General features: G+C 67.2%; 14 protein-coding genes. 8 read left to right on the top strand and 6 right to left on the bottom strand.

Annotation, left to right across the window (positions count from 1 at the left end; all coding sequences use genetic code 11):
• The first annotated feature begins 104 nt into the window (after nt 1–104).
• The 4 genes from ABE472_RS08305 (at nt 105) to ABE472_RS08320 (ending at nt 4,890) form a co-directional block, all read left to right on the top strand.
• Nucleotides 105–806, top strand: coding sequence for a response regulator transcription factor (locus tag ABE472_RS08305; RefSeq protein WP_346463042.1), 702 nt, complete (start codon nt 105–107; stop codon nt 804–806).
• Nucleotides 793–2,124, top strand: a complete 1,332-nt coding sequence (locus ABE472_RS08310; RefSeq protein WP_346463041.1) for a HAMP domain-containing sensor histidine kinase — start codon at nt 793–795, stop codon at nt 2,122–2,124. The genes ABE472_RS08305 and ABE472_RS08310 overlap by 14 nt, the downstream gene beginning before the upstream one ends.
• Nucleotides 2,125–2,238: 114 nt before the next feature.
• Entirely contained in the window at nt 2,239–3,489 is a 1,251-nt protein-coding gene (locus ABE472_RS08315; protein WP_346463040.1) for a DUF819 family protein, read from the top strand.
• 264 nt (nt 3,490–3,753) lie between these two features.
• The gene (locus tag ABE472_RS08320) at nt 3,754–4,890 is read left to right on the top strand and encodes a DUF3103 family protein (protein WP_346463039.1); all 1,137 of its coding nucleotides are present in this window, start codon (nt 3,754–3,756) and stop codon (nt 4,888–4,890) included.
• Between the two features lie 117 nt (nt 4,891–5,007).
• Here the strand turns inward: ABE472_RS08320 and ABE472_RS08325 are convergent, their stop codons facing one another.
• Nucleotides 5,008–5,232 carry a CstA-like transporter-associated (seleno)protein gene (locus tag ABE472_RS08325; RefSeq protein WP_019183464.1) on the bottom strand — a complete coding sequence of 75 codons (225 nt, stop codon included), beginning with the start codon at nt 5,230–5,232 and terminating at the stop codon, nt 5,008–5,010.
• A complete protein-coding gene (locus ABE472_RS08330) occupies nt 5,232–7,313 on the bottom strand; it encodes a carbon starvation CstA family protein (RefSeq protein WP_121038787.1) in 2,082 nt (693 codons plus the stop codon). Before ABE472_RS08330 ends, ABE472_RS08325 begins: the two co-directional genes overlap by 1 nt.
• A 227-nt stretch (nt 7,314–7,540) precedes the next feature.
• Between ABE472_RS08330 and ABE472_RS08335 the strand changes: the two genes are divergently transcribed.
• A complete protein-coding gene (locus tag ABE472_RS08335; protein WP_313219085.1) occupies nt 7,541–8,392 on the top strand; it encodes a pirin family protein in 852 nt (283 codons plus the stop codon).
• A gap of 124 nt (nt 8,393–8,516) precedes the next feature.
• Here the strand turns inward: ABE472_RS08335 and ABE472_RS08340 are convergent, their stop codons facing one another.
• From ABE472_RS08340 to ABE472_RS08355, 4 genes are all read right to left on the bottom strand, one after another.
• A complete protein-coding gene (locus ABE472_RS08340) occupies nt 8,517–8,978 on the bottom strand; it encodes a hypothetical protein (protein ID WP_313211349.1) in 462 nt (153 codons plus the stop codon).
• Nucleotides 8,979–9,209: 231 nt separating this feature from the next.
• On the bottom strand, nt 9,210–9,932 hold the full coding sequence (gene aqpZ, locus ABE472_RS08345; RefSeq protein ID WP_346463038.1) for an aquaporin Z: 723 nt from the start codon (nt 9,930–9,932) through the stop codon (nt 9,210–9,212).
• A gap of 115 nt (nt 9,933–10,047) precedes the next feature.
• The gene (locus ABE472_RS08350; protein WP_313211351.1) at nt 10,048–10,911 is read right to left on the bottom strand and encodes a pirin family protein; all 864 of its coding nucleotides are present in this window, start codon (nt 10,909–10,911) and stop codon (nt 10,048–10,050) included.
• A 144-nt stretch (nt 10,912–11,055) separates the two neighbouring features.
• Nucleotides 11,056–13,119 (bottom strand): 3-hydroxyacyl-CoA dehydrogenase NAD-binding domain-containing protein, encoded by a 2,064-nt coding sequence (locus tag ABE472_RS08355; protein WP_346463036.1) that lies wholly within the window; start codon nt 13,117–13,119, stop codon nt 11,056–11,058.
• 238 nt (nt 13,120–13,357) lie between these two features.
• On the opposite strand from ABE472_RS08355, the gene rpoE reads away from it, so the two are divergent.
• The 3 genes from rpoE (at nt 13,358) to ABE472_RS08370 (ending at nt 16,484) form a co-directional block, all read left to right on the top strand.
• Nucleotides 13,358–13,978, top strand: coding sequence for an RNA polymerase sigma factor RpoE (gene rpoE, locus ABE472_RS08360; protein WP_313219082.1), 621 nt, complete (start codon nt 13,358–13,360; stop codon nt 13,976–13,978).
• Complete coding sequence (locus ABE472_RS08365) at nt 13,975–14,874, top strand: sigma-E factor negative regulatory protein (RefSeq protein WP_346463035.1); 900 nt, start codon at nt 13,975–13,977, stop codon at nt 14,872–14,874. Before rpoE ends, ABE472_RS08365 begins: the two co-directional genes overlap by 4 nt.
• Before the next feature lie 83 nt (nt 14,875–14,957).
• Nucleotides 14,958–16,484 (top strand): DegQ family serine endoprotease, encoded by a 1,527-nt coding sequence (locus ABE472_RS08370; RefSeq protein ID WP_346463034.1) that lies wholly within the window; start codon nt 14,958–14,960, stop codon nt 16,482–16,484.
• Nucleotides 16,485–16,588: the final 104 nt, after the last annotated feature.

A 16,588-nucleotide genomic window follows, 5' to 3' on the forward strand; every position in this document is an offset into this window, starting at 1 on the left:
CTGTCTCCCCGACAGCGTAGGAAAAGCGTCGTAACCACCCCATTGCGACCGGATTCCGACACGGTTCCCGCTACCATGCGTTCAACCGGTCAAGAGAGTCTCCCATGCGGCTGCTGGTCATTGAAGACAACCGTCAGCTGGTTGCCAATCTATTCGATTATTTCGAGTCGCGGGGGCATGTGCTCGATGTCGCGCCCGACGGCGTGACCGGCCTGCACCTGGCCGTGTCGCAGCCCTATGACGCGCTGATCCTGGATTGGATGCTGCCGCGCATGGAAGGCCCGGAGGTGCTGCGCCGGCTGCGTGCTGACCACGGCTCGGAAGTGCCGGTGATCATGCTCACCGCGCGCGATGAGCTGCCGGACAAGATCGCTGGGTTTCGTGCGGGTGCCGATGATTACCTGACCAAGCCATTCGCGCTGCCCGAGCTGGAAGTGCGCCTGGAAGCACTGATGGTGCGTGCCAAAGGGCGCAACCCGCGCAAAGTGCTGGAGGTGTCCGACCTCAAGCTGGATCTGGCGACGCTGGAAGCGCAGCGCGACGGCAAGCCGCTGCACCTGTATCCGGCCTGCCGGAAGCTGTTGGAAGTGCTGATGCGGGCCAGCCCCGGCGCAGTCACGCGCCAGCAGCTTGAATTTGCGCTCTGGGGGGATGAGCTGCCCGATGGCGATCTGCTGCGCTCGCATGTCTACGAACTGCGCCGCAGCGTCGATGGCCCGTTCCAGCAGAAGTTGATCCACACCTTGCCGCGGGTCGGCTACCGCCTCGGCGTGTCGGCTGCGGACAGTTCCAATGAAGTGGCATAAGCGCCCACCCAAGCCAGCGCCGATGCACCGGCGCATGGTGTGGTGGCTGCTGGGCTACCTCGCGCTGATCTCGCTGGCGGTATTCAGCGTGGGCAACTACGTGCACGAACACGCCGAGCACTCGGCATGGCGCGCGCTGCTCAACTCCGAACTGGACAGCATCGTCAACCACATCGAACACGAGCCGCACTACCACTGGCAGGATTCGGACACCCTGCGGCTGTTCTACATCAACGGCAGCCCGACGGTGCCGGAAAGCCTGCGCACGCTGCATCCGGGGCTGCACGACGGTGTGGAGGTCAGCGGGCGCGCCAGCGCGGTGATGGTCCGCGAAACCGCGCAGCTGGGGCGGCTGGCGCTGGTGCTGGACATCAATGACTTCCATGAGCTGGAACAGTTCGCCACGCGCTGGGTGCTGCTGGCCGGCGTGCTGATGATCATCGTCACCGTGGTGATGGCGTCCTTCGGCGTCGGTCGCCTGGTACGGCCACTGAGCTCGCTGGCCCGGCGTATCGACGACCTGCGGCCGGGTGTTCCCGGGCAACGGGTGGAGGTGGACCCACGGGCCAGCTCCGAGCTGTACGTGATCGCCAACGCGCTCAACGACTACCTGGCGCGCAACGAACAGTTCGTTGAACGCGAGCGGATCTTCATCAGCACGGCCAGCCATGAGCTGCGCACGCCGATCGCGGTGATCACCGGCGCCTCGGAACTGGCACTCGGCCAGCCGGAGATTCCCGACCGCGCCCGCCAGCAGATGCAGCGGGTGCACCGCACCGCGCAGGGCGTGGAGCAGTTGATCCAGCTGCTGCTGGTGCTGGCGCGCGACCCGGCGCGGCTGGCTGCCCTGGGCGAGCGCATTCCGCTCGATCTGCTGGTACCGGACATCATTGAAGACCATCGTCACCTGATGGGCGACAAGGACCTGCGCATCGAGATCGATGGGCTGGCGCGGGTGGATATCGTCGCGCCACTGGGCGTGGTCCAGGCGGCGATCGGCAATCTGCTGCGCAACGCGATCGAGAACAGCGGCCGCGGCACCATCCACATCCAGGTCTCCGACCAGGCGGTGGTGACGCTGCAGGATCCGGGGCTCGGCATGAGTCCGGAAGAGATCGCGGCGGTGCATGCGCGCATGGCGCGGGGCGACCGCAACGAACAGAGCGGGATCGGCCTGGAGCTGATCGCCCGGCTCTGTGAACATCTGGGCTGGGCCCTGCAGATCGAGCCCTGCGTCCCCCGGGGCACCTGTGTGATCCTCGATCTGGGGGCCTCGCTGCCCGGGCGCAGTGAACATCCATCGCTGCCAGCGTCGTAATCGTCCTGCTCGCTGCGCCGCAAAGTGTGGCGTCGTGAAGACAATGTTAAGCTCCGGAGGCGCCGCTCTATGCGGCGCTTTTTTTTAACCCTTCGATCGACAGAGGATGGCTTGATGCCGACCGAACCCAGTACTGCCCTGATCACCAATGACATCGTCGGCCTCGGCCTGATCGCCGCCACCCTGGCGGTGATCTTCTGGGCCGCCAGTGGCCCGACCCCGATCCTCAAGAAGATTTTCGCGTGGGTACCGGCCCTGCTGCTGTGCTACTTCATCCCGGCCATCTACAACACCGCCGGCCTCATCGACGGCCACAACACCTCGCTCTACAACCCGATCGCCCGCGACGTGCTGCTGCCTGCCGCGCTGGTGCTGCTGACGCTCTCGATCGATCTCAAGGGCATCATGAAGCTGGGGCCGAAGCTGCTGGTGATGTTCTGCGCCGGCACGCTGGGCATCATCCTCGGCGCCATCGTGTCGTTCCAGGCGATGTCCTGGATCCACCCGGCCACCGTGGCCGGTGATACCTGGAAGGGCATGGCGGCCCTGGCCGGCAGCTGGATCGGCGGCGGCGCCAACATGGTGGCGATGCGTGAAGTGTTCGGCACCGATGCGACGACCTTCGGCCAGTTCGCCGTGGTCGATGTGGCCTGCGCGAGCCTGTGGATGGCGGTCCTGCTGTTCCTGGCCAACCGCGCCAAGCAGATCGATGCCCGCAGCGGGGCCGATACCCGCGCCATTGATGAGATGAAGGAGCGCATCTCGGCATACGAAGCACAGAATGCCCGCATTCCGAGCCTGACCGACCTGATGGTGATCGTCGGTGTGGGGCTGGGCGGCGTCGGCCTGGCGCATGCCATCGCCGCGCCGCTGAGCGGCTGGTTCAAAGCCAATGTGAGCTGGGCCAGCCAGTTCAGCCTGGACAGCGCGTTCGTCTGGGTGGTGCTGTTGTCCACGGCGCTCGGCCTGGGCCTGAGCTTCACCCGTGCGCGGCGCCTGGAGTCGGCCGGTGCTTCGCGCCTGGGCACCCTGTTCCTGTACTTCCTGATCGCCTGCATCGGCATGCAGATGGACCTGCTCTCGCTGCTCGACCGGCCATGGCTGTTCGCGCTCGGCGCGATCTGGATGCTGACCCACATCCTGGTGCTGTGGATCGCCGCCAAACTGCTGCGCGCGCCGCTGTTCTTCTTCGCGATCGGCTCGCAGGGCAACATCGGTGCGGCGGCATCGGCACCCGTGGTCGCCGCCGCGTTCCATCCGTCGCTGGCGCCGGTCGGCGTGCTGCTGGGCACCGTGGGCTATGCCACCGGGACCGGCCTGGCGTATGTGACCGGCCTGATCCTGAAATGGATGGCGGGCGCGTAAGCGCGCGCCACGTTGTCGACTCCCGGGGCGGCCTTGATGGCCGCCTCTTTTTTGGCGGCGATCACCCGCTGAACGGCATGGGTCTGGGACCCCGGTCACGCGCCGGTGTCAGAAATGGCTGCATGCGACACGAACTGTGAAAGGCGTAGGGGATCGCCCTGGCACCGCCGCGTAAGGTCCGGCGCCATGCACTGTGCTGTGCGCCGAGCGCGCAGGGCATGGAACCCATCTGTCGATGGCAGTCGGCGCCTACCAGGAAATACGATGAAGACGAAGGGAACCTGGATGTCGGTGGTCACCACCGGCGTGCTGATGATTGCTTCTGTGCTGCCCGTACAGGCCGCACCGGGCGACGCTGGCAACGTGCACGCGGTGATGGATGCGAGTGCACGCGATGTGGCGGCGTGGCTCGGGCAGCCGGCACTGGGCGGCGCCCTGGTCGATGCGCTGGCGGCACATCCCGAACGCGGGCTGCCGTTGACCGCGGTCCTGGCCGAGAGCGATCCGGGTGGGAACCGCCTGGCGTCGCGGATGCTGTCCGAACGCGATGATCTGGTCCGCCAGTACAAGGGCCTGCCGGCCGCAGATCGTGGGTTGCTGCAGGTCCGCAGCTTCGTCCCGGCAGGGCAGACCCTGGCGTCGGTGGCGCCTGCCGATCTCTGGGTAGCGGTGCTGCCCAAGGGAGACGACCGCACATGGACCTCCCTGGTGGCCTACGACCGGCACGGGCGTCAGCATCTGCTGGATGCGCAGGTGGCCCCGACCTTCCCGGTGCTGATCGTGGATATCGATACCGGGCAGGCGGTCCAGGAAGGCATGGCCCTGATCAATGCCGGATTGCAGGCGAGGGGATTGCAGTCGGCCGATCGCCTCACGGTGGCCGCCGATGGAGCGACCTCCCTGGATGTCACCCGGCTTGACCGTATCCGCCTGGCCAATGACGGCGAACCGTGGGCGCTGGGCGGCGCGGAAGTGTTCGCCGTGGTGTCCGGCCTGCAGACAGGCAAGGCAGAGCCGGAGATGGCCACGGTGTCACTGCCGTACCTGGACCATGACAAGACCGATTACACCCCGGGCCAACCGTTGGTGATCTGGGGCAACTACCGGTTCGACACCGCCAACGTGCAACTGTTCGAAGACGATGGCGACACCAATTACAAAGACCTGCTGATCGCTCTCACCGAAGGTGTGAAGCTGGGGCTGGTTGCCTTCGCCCCGGAGTATGCGGTGATTGCCGAGATCGGCGGCGCGATCCTCAAGGCCATGCCGAGCGGCTGGTTCACCAACGATACCGACTACCTGGACAGCTTCTATCTGCTCCAGCGCGGTCAGACCTATACCGGGCGGATGGGCGCGGCGAACAATGCACAGGTAACGTTGAGCCCGCTCACGCTCCAGTAGCGCCGGCCGCGCTGGCCGGATCCCGATGGGGCCTGTCGCAGGCAGTGGCAAACGCGACCCGACAAAAAACGGCGGCGCTTTCGCGCCGCCGTTTTCGTGTGCATCCGCTGCCGGAGGTCAGCAGCAACGTCCCCCGTTCTTGCCGCTGTAACGCGCCTCCTGGCGCTCGCGGAAGAATGTCTTGTAGTCCATCGGCACGCGGTCCGGATGCTTCTCCAGCACATGCCGGACGTAGTTGTCGTAATCAGGAATGCCGCAGCACAGCCGTGCGGTCTGCACCAGGCGCCGCCAGATGCGGCGGTGGGCCTGGTATTGACCGGCGGGGACGAGTTCAGTGCTCATCACAGGTCCGCCATCTGGTGCGGCTCAAGCGCCACGTACGGGGTTTCCTTGTCGGTCCGTTGCGGAGTGCGGCGGGCCATGAAGATGGTCTTGATCGCGTAGAACAGGATCGAGAACACCACGAACAGGAACAGCACGGTCAGGCCGGTGTTGACGTAGGCGTTGACCACGATCTGATGCATCTGGCCGACGGTCTTGGCCGGGGCGGTCAGCGTGCCGCTGGCGATCGCATCCTGGTACTTGTGCGCCTGGGCCAGGAAGCCCTGTGCCGGGTTGCTGTCGAAGATCTTGATCAGGCCGGCATACGTGGTGCAGATCAGCAGCCACACGGCCGGCACGCCGGTCACCCAGGCGAAGCGGTCACGCTTCATCTTGAACAGCACCACGGTGCCGAGCATCAGCGCGATACCGGCCAGCATCTGGTTGGAGATGCCGAACAGCGGCCACAGGGTCTGGATGCCACCGAAGGGATCCACCACACCCGTGTAGAGCAGGTAGCCCCACAGCGCCACGCAACCGGCAGTGGCGATGATGTTGGCGGTCCACGATTCGGTCTTCTTCAGGGCGGGGATGAAGTTGCCCAGCAGGTCCTGCAGCATGAAGCGACCGGCACGGGTACCGGCATCGACCGCGGTGAGGATGAACAGCGCTTCGAACAGGATCGCGAAGTGGTACCAGAACGCCATCATCGCGTTGCTGCCGCTCGGGATCGCCTCGTGCAGGATCTGCGCGATACCCACCGCCAGCGTCGGTGCGCCACCGGCGCGGTGCAGGATGGTCGGCTCGCCGATCGCCGCGGCCGTGGCCTCCAGCTGCTCGGGGGTGATGATGAAGCCCCACGTATTGCTGATGTAGGCCGCAGCGGAGACCGCATCCGGACCGATCACGGCCGCCGGTGCGTTCATGGCGAAGTAGATGCCCGGGTCGATGATCGAGGCGGCCACCAGCGCCATCACCGCGACGAACGATTCCATCAGCATGCCGCCGTAGCCGATGTAGCGCATGTGGCGCTCATTGGCGAGCAGCTTGGGCGTGGTGCCCGAGGCGATCAGGGCATGGAAGCCGGAGACCGCGCCGCAGGCGATGGTGATGAACAGGAACGGGAACATCCCGCCTTTCCAGACCGGGCCGTCGCCGCTGGCGGCGAACTGGGTCAGGGCCGGCATCTTCAGTTCCGGCATGACGATCAGGATGCCGATCGCCAGCGCCACGATGGTGCCGATCTTGAGGAAGGTGGACAGGTAATCGCGCGGGGCCAGCAGCAGCCACACCGGCAGCACCGAGGCGACGAAGCCGTAGCCGATCAGCATCCAGGTGATCTGGATCCCGGTGAAGGTGAAGGCCGGTCCCCAGACCGGATCGGCGGCGACCTTGCCACCGAACCAGATCGCGGCCAGCAGCAGGATCAGGCCGACCACGGAGATCTCGCCGATCTTGCCCGGGCGGATGTAGCGCATGTACACGCCCATCAGGATGGCGATCGGCATGGTCGCGATGACCGTGAACATGCCCCAGGGGCTTTCGGCCAGCGCCTTGACCACCACCATCGCCAGCACCGCCAGGATGATGATCATGATCAGGAAGGCGCCGAACAAGGCGATGGTGCCGGGTACCGGCCCCATTTCCTCACGCACCAGGTCACCCAGCGAGCGGCCGTTGCGGCGGCTGGAGAGGAACAGGATCATGAAATCCTGCACCGCGCCGGCCACGACCACACCCACCACCAGCCAGAGCAGGCCGGGCAGGTAGCCCATCTGCGCGGCCAGCACCGGGCCGACCAGCGGCCCTGCACCGGCGATGGCGGCGAAATGATGGCCGAACAGCACGTGTTTGTTGGTCGGGACGTAATCCAGGCCATCGTTGTTGATCACCGCGGGCGTGGCCCGGGTCGGATCGAGCTGCATCACCTTGTCGGCGATGAACAGGCTGTAGAAGCGATACGCGATGAGATAGATGGAGACCGCAGCGACGACGATCCACAGCGCATTGATGGGCTCACCGCGGCGCAGCGCGACGGTGCCTAGACAGAATGCGCCAAGCAGTGCGATGACTGCCCAACCCAGTTTTGAAAAACCTTTCATGAGATTGCGTCTCCCTGGAGATCGTCGTAAGAGTCCGCCTTGGCACTGACGGGGTCAATGCAATGGCGGGGGCTTGCTGCTAGTACTTTGGTCGTAGGGTGGGTGTGGCGCGTGTCTGTGCACGTCGCCGGAACATCACGCTTGGAACAATCGGTTGCGGGCATGACGGTTGGCCGGCGGGGCCGGCGAGGCCATCTTGTTGATCGATCACCGACCCTGGAGTCACCATGAGCAGCCCAACCCCGGTGCGCGTGCTGCGCACCATCCGTGGCATGGCCACCTCCGATGGCGCCGGCGTGCGCCTGACGCGGGTGATCGGGGGGCCGTCGCTGCCCGACCTGGACCCGTTCCTGCTGCTGGATGAATTCGGCACGGACCGCGCCGAGGACTACATCGCCGGCTTCCCCAGCCATCCGCACCGTGGGTTCGAAACCGTCACCTACATGCTCGATGGCCGCATGCGGCACAAGGACAACCACGGCAACGAGGGCCTGCTCACGCCGGGCAGCGTGCAGTGGATGACGGCAGGCCGCGGCTTGATCCACTCGGAAATGCCCGAACAGGAATCCGGACAGATGCGTGGGTTCCAGCTGTGGGTGAACCTGCCGGCGCGCGACAAGATGACCGATCCGAAGTACCAGGAGTTCGCGCCGGACCACATCCCGGTGACCGCGCCGGCCGACGGTGTGCAGGTCAAGGTCATCGCCGGCCAGGTGGGTGACACCGTGGGGCCGATCGTGCAGCCGGCCACCGATCCGGTGTACCTGGACATCACCCTGGATGCGCGCGCGGGCTGGAGCTACACGCTGCCGGATGGCCACAACGCCTTCGCGTACGTGTTCGAAGGGGGCCTGGAGGTCGGCGAGGGTGACGACGCGCGCCCGGTGGCCAAGCAGGAAATGGCGGTGTTGGGCGGCGGTGAGCAGCTGAGCCTGCGTGCCGGTGAAACCGGTGCGCGCCTGATCCTGGTGGCCGGCCGCCCGCTGCGCGAGCCGGTCATGCGGCATGGGCCGTTCGTGATGAACACCAAGCAGGAGCTGATGCAGGCCTTCGTGGATTTCCAGGAAGGCCGCTTCTGAGGCACGTGGGCGCCGGTCGCTGGCCGGCCGGCGCATGACACCTGACGGTGTGGGAGGCGCCGGCCGGCGGCTGGCGCTACCGTGGATGACGGGATGAGTGCGGTGCACTGTCCCGACCTCGTCCTCAGCGCCCGGCGGCGACAGCCGAGGGCGTCAGGTTCATCCCCTGCGCCAGCGTTTGCAGCGAACCCAGTTCGCTCTTGTCGCCGGCGTAAAGCGCAATCTGCGCAAAACGGTTCTTGTCGAATTTCACCACAGTGATCCGGCGGGTGTCATAGCCCGGCGGTTTCTGTCCCCCCAGGTCGGGCTGGTACCAGTACAGGGTTTCACCCGCGAAGCTGCCTTTTTCCTGGCGCAGCGCGCGGTTCAACGGCAGCTCGGGATTGCGCGCGCTCAAGGTCAGGCTGAGCACTTCGCGGCCATCGGCGGCGGTGGCCTTGCACAGGATGAAGTCGCGCTGGACGAGCGACTGCCATTGCAGGCCGCTGCTGGCGGGCAGGGACGGACATTCGCTGGTCGTTTGCGCCGCAACGGCGCCGGCAGTGACCAGCAGACACACACATACGACAGCGCGCAGGACGTTCATGGTTCCCCCAAGGTCGATGATCGCGTCCGTCGCTGACAGGCAGTCCGGTGGCCGTCGACAACCCAGGCCGTGGTGGCGCATTCCCCGCGCGCGTACCGGATCACTCGCTGCCGTCAGTGTCGGACGAGTGATCGGGACCTTAACGGAATGTGACTCAGTGTACAAATAACGGTTTCAGGTGAACCTTTCTGCACCGACGCCGGGCGGTCCGGGACCGCCCGGCCACGCCGGTCAACGGGGCGCGGCGCCCATCCACTTGTAGACGATGCCGCCGATCAGGCCGCCCAGCAGCGGTGCCAGCCAGAACAGCCACAGCTGGCTGAGCGCGCCGCTGCCGGCGAACAGCGCCACGGCGGTGGAGCGCGCCGGATTGACCGAGGTATTGGTGACCGGAATGCTGATCAGGTGGATCAATGTCAGCGCCAGGCCGATCGCGATCGGGGCGAAGCCGGCCGGCGCGTTGCCGTGGGTCGCGCCCATGATCACGATCAGGAAGAACGCGGTGAGGACCACCTCGCAGAGGAAGGCGGCGGCGACGCTGTAGCCGCCCGGCGACAGCGCGCCATAGCCGTTGCTGGCGAATGCACCGGCCTGGCTGCCATCAATCTGGAAACCGGGCGCGCCGGAGGCGATCTGCAGCAGGATGAAGCCGGCCAGTGCACCGCCCAGCACCTGCGCCAGGATGTAGGGAAACAGGTCGCGCGCGGGGAAGCGGCCGCCAGCCCACAGGCCAACACTGACCGCTGGATTGAAGTGCGCGCCGGAGACGTGTCCGAATGCATAGGCGCCGGTCAGCACGGTCAGGCCGAAGGCCAGCGCCACGCCCAGAAAGCCGATCCCCAGCGGATTGCCATCGCCACCGAAGTTGGCGGCCAGTACCGCGCTGCCACACCCGCCCAACACCAGCCAGAACGTGCCCAGGAACTCGGCGGCCAGACGTTTGCCCATGCTCATCGACGTGCTCCAACGTTATGCCCGGGGTGGGCAGGCGCAACGTAGCTGAATCGGGGTTCATCGGGGTGACGGCGGCGTCAACAGCCGACGAACGGTTGGCCGCCGGCGTGTCGGCTCAGTACGAAGGCAGCGGAATGAACTCTTTATCGTCGCCCGGAATCGTGCCGAAGCGGCCGGATTCCCAGTCGTGCTTGGCCTGCTCGATCCGTTCGGTGGAGCTGGAGACGAAGTTCCACCAGAGGTGACGCGGCCCGTCGAGCGGTTCGCCGCCCATCAGCATCGCCTTGATCGGGGTCTTGGCGCGCAGGCGGCCGCGGGCACCGGGTTCGGGAATGATCAGGTGCTGGGCAGGGACGTCCACACCGTCAAGCTGGGCCTGGCCTTCCAGGATGTAGAGCGAGCGCTCGGCGTGGCCGGTATCCAGGTCGATTTCCGCATCGGCGTCCAGATCGATGGCGACGTTGAGGGTATCGGCGAAGACCTTGACCGGGGATTCTTCGCCGTACGCGCGGCCGGCGATGACGCGCAGCCAGGCGCCGTTGCGGCGCTGCTGGGGCAGGGTCGCGGCAGCATGGTGATAGAACGCGGGATCGGTCTCTTCGGCACTCTTCGGCAGCGCCAGCCAGGTCTGCATGCCGTGCAGCGGGTGGTCGTGCTCGCGTTCGACGGCAGGCGTGCGTTCGGAGTGGGCGATGCCGCGGCCGGCGGTCATCCAGTTGACGTCGCCGGGGCGGATGACCTGGTCCGAGCCAAGGGTATCGCGGTGGCCGATGGCGCCGGACCACAGGAAGGTGACGGTGGCCAGGCCGATATGCGGATGCGGGCGCACGTCGATCCCGGTGCCGGGGGAGAGCACGGCCGGGCCCATCTGGTCGACGAACACGAACGGCCCGACGCTGCGCGCCTGCAGGGTCGGCACGGCGCGGCGGACCTGCAGGCCACCGATATCATGGATGCGGGGGGCGATGATGGTCGTCATGCGGCGGTCTCGCTGGCGGGGACAGAGCGGGAGCATCGCATGCGGGGTGTGGGGGTGGGAGGCCTGTATCGGTAACAGGGTGTTCTGGTTGTACGCCGGCGGCGGAAACAACAACGCCAGCGTGCGCTGGCGTTGTTGCGATGCTCAGATGACCGGTTCGCGCAGCGCCGGCGAATCCCAGCCCGGGCGCGGGGCGAAACGGTCGCCGTAGCGCTGCTGCAGGACCTTGAGACGTTCGACCAGGGCATCGGCGCCGGTGGCGCGGATGTACTGGATCGGGCCGCCGCGGAACGGGGCGAAGCCGGTGCCGAAGATCACGCCGGCGTCGAGCAGGTCGGCGTCGGCGACGACGCCGTCATGCAGGCAGGCCACCGCCTCGTTGAGCAGTGGCAGGATCAGGCGGTCTTCCAGATCGGCCGGGACCTCGTAATTGGCGGGGACGTCCGGCTTCTGCGCGCGTCCGTTCTCCCACTTGTACAGGCCCTGGCCGTCCTTCTTGCCACGCTTGCCCTGTTCCACGGTCGCCAGGGCCGCCGGCACCTGCAGGCCGAGGAAGGGCGCCAGTTCCTTGCCTACGCCGGCGGCCACATCCAGGCCAACGGTGTCGAGCAGTTCGATCGGGCCCATCGGCATGCCGAACTTCACCGCGGCCTTGTCCAGCACCGGGCCAGGCACGCCTTCGGCATACGCGGTGGCAGCTTCAAGCATGTACGGGAACAGCACGCGGTTGACCAGGAAGCCGGGCGTGCCGGCGACCGGCACCGGGAACTTGCCCAGCGCCTTGCAGAACGAGGCCAGGCGACGCTCGGTCTCCGGCGCCATGCCGTCGTGATGGATGATTTCCACCAGCGGCATCTGCGCGACCGGATTGAAGTAATGCAGGCCGGCAAACTGCGCCGGACGCTGGATGTGGTCGCGCAGTTCGTCCAGCGGGATCGAGGAAGTGTTGGTGGTCAGCAGCGCATCGGCCTTCATCTTCGGCTCCAGCGACTGGTACAGCGCGCGCTTGGCGTCCGGGTTTTCGATGATGGCTTCGATCACCAGATCGGCCTGGGCCACGCCCTCGCCCGCGAGATCGGCTTTCAGGCGCGCGGCCACGGCCGGGCGCTTGCTGTCGTCTTTCACCCGCTTGGCAAACAGCGCCTGCGCGCGTTCCATGGCCGGGTCGATGAAGCGCTGCTCGCGATCCTGCAGGGTCACGTTGAAGCCTTTGTAAGCCGACCATGCCGCGATGTCGCCGCCCATCACGCCGGCGCCGACCACGTGGACGTGCTGGATGCCGTGGTCCTTGCCGCCCAGCGCCTTCAGGCGTTCGGTCAGGAAGAAGATGCGGATCAGGTTGCGTGCGGTCGGGGTGCCGGCCAGCTTCACCACCGCGCGGCGTTCGGCATCCAGACGGGTCTGGATCGGGCTGCCGCCGGTGCGTGCCCATGTGTTGATCAGCGCGTAGGGGGCCGGGTAGTGCTCCTTGCGCGCCTTGCGGGCGACCTGCTTGGCCATCTGCGGGGCGAGCAGCTTGCGTGCCAGCCAGGTGTTGGTGATCCACGCGGTCGCGCGCTGCTTGAATGGGCGGGTAGTGCCCTTCAGCGCGAGCGACACCGCGGTATCGAGCAGCACGGCCGGTGCGACCACCTTGTCGACCAGGCCGATGTTGCGCGCGGCCGAGGCCGACAGGTTGCGGCCGGTCAGCATCATGTCCATCGCCGCCGGGGCGCCCACCAGCTGCGGCAGGCGCGAGCTGCCGCCCCAGCCCGGGAAGATGCCCAACTGGGTTTCCGGCAGGCCGATGCGGGTGGAGGCATCGTTGGAGGCGACGCGGTAACGGCAGGCCAGGGCCAGCTCGGTGCCGCCGCCCAGGCAATGACCATGGATCGCCGCGACGGTCGGGCAGGGCAGTTCGGCCAGCTTCTGGTAGGTGCTCTGGCCACGGCGGATTGCGTCATTGACGGTGCCGCGGCGGTCGAATTCCTGGAATTCCTTCAGGTCCGCTCCGGCGATGAAGCCGGCCGCCTTGATCGACTGGATCACCACCGCCTTGGGCGGGTCCATCGCGATCCGCTCGATCAGGTCGCCCAGTTCGAGCAGCACGTCCTGCGACATGGCATTGACGCTGCTGTCGTGGCGGTCGAGGCTGAGCACGACGACGCCATCGTCACGGATCTGCGGGTGCCAATGCGAGAAGCGGAGCCCATCGAAGCCTGAGAGCATGGGAACGTTCCATCCGGTTGTGTATGGAGAAGGGGGCTATGATCCAGAGGTTGTTTCCTCCCCGTCAAATCCCTATAGCTGGGGGAGAGATACCGTCGATTCATTGCCTGGATCGGAAACCTTAACGGAACGGTGGTTAAAAGCTGGTGCGGCGCTGTGTGATCGAGCGCTGAACTTTTCCCGGGATTGGCAGTCTCATTGCCCGACGTCGGTTGGGCTGACAGGAGTGCGGCCCCCCATGGCCGAGGTTGAAACACCACAGGAGCTGGACCTGGAGCTGGTCCGACGTGTGCAGCGTGGCGAGAGCGCGGCGTTCGATGTCCTGGTACGCAAGTATCAGCATCGGGTCATCGCGTTGATCGGGCGCTACATCGCGGACTGGAGTGAATGTCAGGACGTGGCCCAGGACACTTTCGTCCGCGCGTATCGCGCGATCGGCAGTTTCCGCGGCGACGCCCAGTTCTATACCTGGTTGCACAGGATCGCCGTGAACACTGCCAAGAACCATCTCGCCGCCCACAACCGCCGCCCGCCCACCGATGACATCGAGATCGGGGACGCCGAGCAGTACGACAGCGGCACCCGCCTGCGCGACACCGACACGCCTGAACGCGAGTTGATGCGCCAGGAACTGGAACAGACGGTGATGAAGGCGGTCTCCGCGCTGCCTGAAGAACTGCGATCGGCCATCACCATGCGCGAGGTGGACGGCCTGAGCTACGACGAAATCGCGCAGAAGATGGGGTGCCCGATCGGCACCGTGCGGTCGCGGATCTTCCGTGCCCGTGAGGCGATCGACACTGAACTTCGGCCGCTGCTCGATGTGGGCAGCGCCACCCGCGAGAAGAGCCGCGCATGAGCCACGATATGTCCAATGATGCTTCCCGGGGCGCGTCCCCCGATAAATTCGACGCCCATTACCGGCAGCAGCTGTCGTCGTTGATCGATGGCGAGCTGTCCGCCGATGAAGCCCGTTTCATGCTGCGCCGGCTGGAACACGATGAGGCGTTGTCGAGCTGCAATGAACGCTGGCAGATGCTGGGCGATGTGCTGCGCGGGCAGGCCTGCGCGCCGGCGCCGGTCGATTTCGCCGAGCGTGTGCGCGTTTCCGTGGCGGCCGAGCCGGAACCGGCGATGCAGGCGCGTGTCGAGCGCAGCCAGGACCGTCAGGAACGGCGTGTCGGTTGGCGACGCTGGGGCGGGGGGGCGGCGTTGGCCGCCTCCGTCGCGGCCGTGGCGATGTTCATGACCCGCGAGCAGCTGCCGGCCCCGGCCCCGCTGGACGCGCCGACCACCATCATCGCCAGCCAGGCCGAGCTTCCTGCCGCGCCGGTGACCGAAGCCTCTGCCGCCGAACAGGCGCTCGCCGTGGCGGCGGTGCCCGCTGCCGCGGTGGCTGCCGCCAGCCGCCGCCAGGAGGTGGCGACGGCACGCCGCGCCAGCGCCAGCGCCACGCGTACCCAGCAGGCTGCGCGCAGCGCCGCCGAGCGCAGTGCCGAGCCGCAGCGGGCGGTCGCCAGCCAGGCGCCGTTGGCCCCGGCCATGCCGGCGGCCGCCGCGCGGCAGTTCCCGTTCGGCGAGGTCGGCACTCTGCAGGCCAAGCCTTGGCCGCGCTCCAGTCTGGCCCCGGCCGCAGGTGGCGCGCTCAATGCGAGCTTCTCCACACAGGCGCCGCAGGCCGCGTTCTATCCGTTCGAGCCGCGCCTGCAGGAGTCGGCCGAATCGGCCGAACCCGCGCGCCGGCACCGCGACTGAGCATCGTCGCGCTGACGCTCCGCTCCGGCCTGTGCGCCGGAGCGTTCCCCCCCTTTGTTCCCTGACCCGGAGGTTCGTGTCTGATGACCGCCCGTATCCGTACCCATGCCCTGGCGCTGATCGCCATGACGCTCCCACTGGTGGCCTGCGCGCAGTCGCCGTCGCCGGCCACCGCTGCCGCGCCGGCGTCCGCTGCTGCACCCCGCGCGCCGGCGCCGCAGCTGGTCAGTGGCCTGCCGGACTTCACCCATCTGGTCGAACAGGTCGGGCCGGGCGTGGTCAATGTCGAGACCACCATCGTGCGCAGTAACCGCCAGGCACGCATGGCCGGGCCGTCCGATCAGGACATGCCGGAATTCTTCCGTCGCTTCTTCGGCCCGGACTTCCAGATGCCGGGGCAGGGCGCGGACGGTCCCGATGACGGCACCCCGAGCATCCGCGGCCGCGGCATGGGGTCGGGCTTCATCATCTCCGCCGACGGCTACGTGCTGACCAATCACCATGTGGTCGCTGATGCCAGCGAAGTGAAGGTCAAGCTTGGCGATCGCCGTGAGTTCACCGCCAAGGTGGTCGGCAGTGACCAGCAGTACGACGTGGCACTGCTCAAGATCGACGGAAAGAATCTGCCGACCGTGCGCGTGGGCGACTCCAACACCCTCAAGCCTGGGCAATGGGTGGTCGCGATCGGTTCGCCGTTCGGGCTGGACCACTCCGTCACCGCTGGCGTAGTCAGCGCGGTCGGCCGCAGCACCGGCGGCCCGGACCAGCGCTATGTGCCCTTCATCCAGACCGACGTGGCGATCAACCAGGGCAACTCCGGTGGCCCGCTGCTCAATACCCGTGGTGAAGTGGTCGGCATCAACTCGCAGATCTTCTCCGCTTCTGGCGGCTACATGGGGATCAGCTTCGCGATCCCGATCGACCTGGCGATGGGTGCGGTGGAGCAGATCAAGAAGACCGGCCGGGTCAGCCGCGGCCAGCTCGGCGCGGCGGTCGGCCCGATCGATGGCCTCAAGGCCCAGGGGCTGGGCCTGCCGGACAGCCGCGGCGCGCTGGTCAACGAGGTGGTCGCGGGCAGCGCAGCGCTCAAGGCCGGTATCGAGCCGGGAGACGTGATCCGCTCGGTCAATGGCAGCCCGATCAACACCTTCAGCGATCTGCCGCCGGCCATCGGCGCGCTGCCGCCGGGCAGCAAGGTGCGCCTGAGCGTGCTGCGCGATGGCAAGGAGCGGGAGATCACCGCCACCCTGACCGAGCTGGCCGAAGACGCCGAGCGTGGCGCCGCCCGTCCTGCCGCGGACGCGGCCAAGCCCGAGGCCGGCGCCAATGCCCTGCTGGGGCTGGAGGTGGCCGACTTGACCGCCCCGCAGCGCCAGCAGCTGGGCCTGTCGGCGGGCGAGGGCGTGCGCATCACCCGGGTCAACGGCCAGTCCGCGCGTGACGCCGGCCTGTCGCCGGGCCTGGTGGTGCTGCAGGTCGGCCGGACCCCGGTCGGCAGCGTGGCCGCGCTGAACAAGGCGTTGGGCGGCTACGCCAAGGGCGATGTGGTCATGCTGCTGATCCGCGCCAACGGCAACAGCGCCTTCGTGGCGGTCAAGGCCGGGCAGTAAGCCCCGCCCCGCCTACGTTTCCGGGCCCGCTTCGGCGGGCCCGGTCGTTTCTGGCGGGCCGATCACGCCAATCGCGGGCGGCCGCACGCGGGACCGGGCCGGCC

Origin of the sequence: Stenotrophomonas sp. TWI809 (assembly GCF_039673205.1) — a bacterium.
Taxonomy (GTDB): Bacteria; Pseudomonadota; Gammaproteobacteria; order Xanthomonadales; family Xanthomonadaceae; genus Stenotrophomonas.